This is a genomic window from Photorhabdus sp. P32 (genome assembly GCF_038085095.1).
Classification (GTDB): Bacteria; Pseudomonadota; Gammaproteobacteria; order Enterobacterales; family Enterobacteriaceae; genus Photorhabdus; species Photorhabdus luminescens.
In genome coordinates this window covers 1-1,467 of sequence record NZ_JAZGJN010000115.1, presented here as the reverse complement: position 1 = coordinate 1,467, position 1,467 = coordinate 1, and the positions used below count along the sequence as shown (strand labels likewise).

The window sequence follows — 1,467 nt, the reverse complement described above, 5'->3', positions numbered from 1 at the left end:
CTAGTGTCGTGTAAAGCAGCAGTCACACCAGAGATGGCAATAAAACTATCAAAAGTACTTGGTAGCTCCCCACGGTTGTGGCTAAAACTGCAAGAAACTTATAGCCTTGATAAAGCAGAAAAGACAGTTGATATTTCCAAACTGACTCCGTTATTTAAACCTGTCCATTTATCTCATCCCTAAAAATCAACAACCTGAGTTCAGGTTTACTGAACTGCACCCCAAATGTTAGACACCAAGTCATACATAGGGGTGCAATTTTTTGGATGTTCGTTAGAACTCAAATTAGCCTCTATTCACTATCATAGGACTGGATGGATTAACCTCTAACTTATGGAGAGAATAAATCATGTCTCAGGCGACGATTAAAAAGTGGGGAAATGGCCCATCAGTAAGGATGCCATAGCTGTTATAAAAATGGCGTCTTTAAGTGTTGATGACATCGTCAATATTTCTGTAGAAGATGGAAAAGTATTAATTGTTCCTGTCAAAGCAAAAGAATATAACCTTGATGCATTATTGGCTGGCGTAAAAGATGAAAATATTCATGCTGAGGTAGATTTCGGCGCACCAGTAGGAAAGGAAATATTATAAGTAATTAATCGCTATATCCCTGATATGGGAGATATTATTTGGCTTGATTTTGACCCGCAAACGGGACGTGAACATGCCGGACATCGCCCCGCTCTTGTACTAAGTCCTGCGGCTTATAACGGTCAAATAGGGTTGATGCTATGTTGCCCTATGACAACGAAAATTAAAGATTATCCCTTTGAGGTTGTAATTAGTAGAAACCCCGACAGTGTTGTGCTTTCCGATCAAGTAAAAAGCCTTGACTGGAGGAAATGTAACGCCATCAAGAAAGGTAAAGTTTCTGATGATGTTTTAGCCGAGGTCAGAGCAAAAGCCAAAACATTAATAGGGTAAATACTCACAAGCTCAGTTCAAAATAGGTACGGGACTTTAATTCTTCTCGACTAAAAACAAAATGGTACGCTTAGTAACATTTTGTTTTATATTTATGAGGACATTATCTTTACGCCAATATTCATCATGCCAATATTCGTCAAAGTATTTTTCAAAACCCATACTTTCAACATACTTTATTAACTCTGCTTTACTATTCGAATTCACATTTGAGAAAACAATTTTATTAGTCATTGTTGGTGTTCCATCAGGCGAATCATAATATATGACATAATCATCTGAAACTAAGGGAATATTTTTAATTTCCTCAAAGGTAAACATATTATAATAGATAAAATTCCCTTTCGTATATGACAAATTAACATTTGCAAGCGACATAATAAAAATCAAAGTACATCCAATGAGAATAGATATCACAACGATTATACGTATAAAACTACTCAATCGAAATCCCAGCATATTCCACATCTAAATTAATTCCAGTCTGTTCGCTAATATGAATTATATCATGACTTGTTTTTATACCCTATGGATTTCAAG

The 1,467-nt window shown here is 35.9% G+C and carries 4 protein-coding genes; 3 read left to right on the top strand and 1 reads right to left on the bottom strand.

The window, feature by feature from the left end:
- The 3 genes from V2H77_RS00620 to mazF all read left to right on the top strand — a co-directional run.
- The coding region (locus V2H77_RS00620) for a HigA family addiction module antitoxin (protein WP_341497256.1) at positions 1 to 183 on the top strand (183 nt) is incomplete at its 5' end.
- Between the two features lie 189 nt (positions 184 to 372).
- Positions 373 to 594, top strand: coding sequence for an AbrB/MazE/SpoVT family DNA-binding domain-containing protein (locus V2H77_RS00615; RefSeq protein WP_341497255.1), 222 nt, complete (start codon positions 373 to 375; stop codon positions 592 to 594).
- Positions 595 to 597: 3 nt separating this feature from the next.
- On the top strand, positions 598 to 927 hold the full coding sequence (gene mazF / locus V2H77_RS00610) for an endoribonuclease MazF (RefSeq protein ID WP_341497257.1): 330 nt from the start codon (positions 598 to 600) through the stop codon (positions 925 to 927).
- Between the two features lie 36 nt (positions 928 to 963).
- Here mazF and V2H77_RS00605 read toward each other — a convergent pair whose 3' ends face one another.
- Positions 964 to 1,305 (bottom strand): hypothetical protein, encoded by a 342-nt coding sequence (locus V2H77_RS00605; RefSeq protein WP_341497254.1) that lies wholly within the window; start codon positions 1,303 to 1,305, stop codon positions 964 to 966.
- Positions 1,306 to 1,467: the final 162 nt, after the last annotated feature.

Excerpts from the sequence above, each read along its gene's own strand:
- V2H77_RS00605 (WP_341497254.1), bottom strand. The coding sequence starts at position 1,305 with ATGTCGCTTGCAAATGTTAATTTGTCATATACGAAAGGGAATTTTATC.